The organism is Brevundimonas sp. CURTG3B2_SDJG (assembly GCF_057364705.1).
In genome coordinates this window covers 1-2,612 of the sequence record NZ_JBNFOJ010000358.1, presented here as the reverse complement: position 1 = coordinate 2,612, position 2,612 = coordinate 1, and the positions used below count along the sequence as shown (strand labels likewise).

The 2,612-nt window shown below is 71.6% G+C and carries 2 protein-coding genes and 1 pseudogene; all 3 read left to right on the top strand.

The genetic code is table 11. The features are described 5' to 3' along the window. A partial coding sequence (locus tag AC2W7C_RS16525; RefSeq protein ID WP_486002365.1) for a type II secretion system protein D occupies positions 1–1,135 on the top strand: 1,135 nt, incomplete at its 5' end. Positions 1,136–1,219: 84 nt separating this feature from the next. After that, positions 1,220–1,291: pseudogene (locus tag AC2W7C_RS16520) on the top strand (hypothetical protein); the annotation flags it as partial. Between the two features lie 102 nt (positions 1,292–1,393). Continuing rightward, complete coding sequence (locus AC2W7C_RS16515; RefSeq protein ID WP_486002364.1) at positions 1,394–2,470, top strand: GspE/PulE family protein; 1,077 nt, start codon at positions 1,394–1,396, stop codon at positions 2,468–2,470. The last annotated feature ends 142 nt before the right edge of the window (positions 2,471–2,612 follow it).

Sequence of the window (2,612 nt, the reverse complement as noted above, 5' to 3'; positions counted from 1 at the left end):
CGCCGCGCCCGTGCCGGGCCAGGCGGGCGACGATCGCGCGCTTCCCCGGCGCCAACGCCCTGGTCATCTCGCCTCGGCCGACACCCAGCGCAGCCTGGCCGAGGTGATCCGCCAGCTGGACCAGCGTCGCCAGCAGGTGCTGATCGAGGCCATCGTGGTCGAGCTCAGCGACACCGCCATCCGCGAGCTGGGCGTGCAGTGGCTGCTGGCGGGGGAGGACGGCGCCCCGATCGGCCTGACCAACTACTCCAACAGCGCGGTGCCCCTTCTGCCAATCCTGGGCGGGGCGGCGGCCACCGATCTGGACGAGGACGATCCGCTGCGCGAGCGGCTGCAGAACCTCGCCGTGAACAGCCTGCTCGGCGCCAACGGCTTCGTCGGCGGGGCCGGGGGGAGGATCGGCGACGGCCTGTTCGGCTTCATCATCAACGCCGCCAAGAACGACGCCGGCTCCAACCTGCTGCAGACCCCGTCGCTGATGACGCTGGACAACGAGGAGGCGACGATCCTCGTGGGTCAGGAGGTGCCGATCACCACCGGCGAGACCCTGCTGGACGGCAACTCCAACCCCTTCCGCACGACCCAGCGCCAGGACATCGGGGTCAAGCTGATCGTCACGCCCCAGATCAACGCCGGCGGCTCGATCACCCTGCACCTGCGCCAGGAGGTCTCCAGCATCAACGGCGTGCTGACCGAGGGCGCCAGCGACCTGGTTCTGAACAAGCGCGAGCTGGAGACCACCCTGGTCGTCGACGACGGCGACATCGCCGTGGCCGGCGGCCTGCTGGACCAGAACGACCGCCTGTCGATCGACAAGGTGCCGGGCCTGGGCGACCTGCCGGGGATCGGCGGCCTGTTCCGCTCCACCAGCCGCCAGCGCGGCCGGACCAATCTGATGGTCTTCATCCGCCCGACCGTGGTGCGCTCGCGCGAGGACGCCCAGGCGCTCGCCGCCGACCGCTGGGGCTATATGCGCAACGCCCAGGCGGCCGCCAATCCCGAGGTCGAGCCCAGCCTGGACGAGATGCTGCGCGACTACATGCGCGCCCAGCCGCCGGTGGCGCCCGCCCAGTCGGCGCCCGGCGACATGGTCATCTCGCCCCTGCCGCCCGCCGCCCCCGCGCCCCAGGAGTGAGGCGGCGATGATCACCTCGTCAATCCGACCCTGCCCCTACGCTTCGCCAAGCGCACGCGGTGATCCTGCTGGACGCCGGCAGAGATCGCGGTCGTCGGCCTGCGCGAGGGCGCCGACCCGTCGGCCCTGATCGAGACCCGCCGCGCCCTGGGCCGGCCGCTGAAGGTCGAGCGCCTGACCCAGGCCGCCTTCGACCGCCGCCTGTCGGACGTCTACGCCGGCGACCATCTTAACGCGGCCGACGGCGGCGACCTGGACATGCCGTCCGGTCTGGACAGCCTGATCGACGACATCCCCGCCGCCGCCGACCTGCTGGACACCGCCGACGACGCCCCGGTCATCCGCCTGATCAACGGCATCATCGCCGAGGCCGTCCGGGCCGGCGCCTCCGACATCCACCTGGAGCCGTTCGAGACTGCCCTGACCGTGCGCATGCGCGTGGACGGCGTGCTGCGCGAGGCCCTGTCGCTGAACCCGCGCATCACGCCGCTGCTGGTCTCGCGCATCAAGGTCATGGCCCGGCTGGACATCGCCGAGAAGCGGGTGCCGCAGGACGGGCGCATCCCTCTGGCCCTGGGCGGCAAGACCCTGGACGTGCGCGTCTCGACCCTGCCGTCGCGCGCCGGCGAGCGGGTGGTGCTGCGCATCCTGGACAAGGACAACGCCGAGCTGAAGCTGGACCAGCTGGGCATGACCGGCGAGACGCTTAACGCCTTCCGCGCCGCGCTGCGCGAACCCAACGGCATCATCCTGGTCACCGGCCCGACCGGTTCGGGCAAGACCACGACCCTGTACGCGGGCCTGGGCGTGCTGAACGACCAGACGCGCAACATCCTGACGGTCGAGGATCCGGTCGAGTACGCCGTCGACGGGATCGGCCAGACCCAGGTGAACCCCAAGGTCGGCATGACCTTCGCCGCCGGCCTGCGCGCCATCCTGCGTCAGGACCCGGACGTGGTCTTGGTCGGCGAGATCCGCGACGTCGAGACGGCTGGCATCGCCGTTCAGGCCTCGCTGACCGGCCACCTGGTGCTGTCCACCGTGCACACCAACGACGCGGCGGGAGCGATCACCCGCCTCCGGGACATGGGCGTGGAGCCCTTCCTGCTGGCGTCGACCTTGAGGCTGATCATGGCGCAGCGCCTGGTGCGGCGGCTGTGCCCGCAATGCCGCCGGTCCGAGCCCGCGGATCGCACCACCGCGGCCCTGATAGGGGTCAAGACCAACCAGCCGGTCTGGCGGCCCCAGGGCTGCGGCCACTGCCACCAGACAGGCTATGTCGGCCGCGTTGGGATCTATGAGGCAATCGCCGTGGACGACGCGTGCGCCGGCTGATCGCCTCGGGCGCGGACGAGGAGGCCATCGCCGCCGTCGCCTTCGAACGCACCGACACCCTGGCCCGGCGCGCCGCGCCTTCGTGCTGAGCGGCATCACCTCCGTCGAAGAGGCGGTGCGCGTGACCCGCCGCGACGGCGGG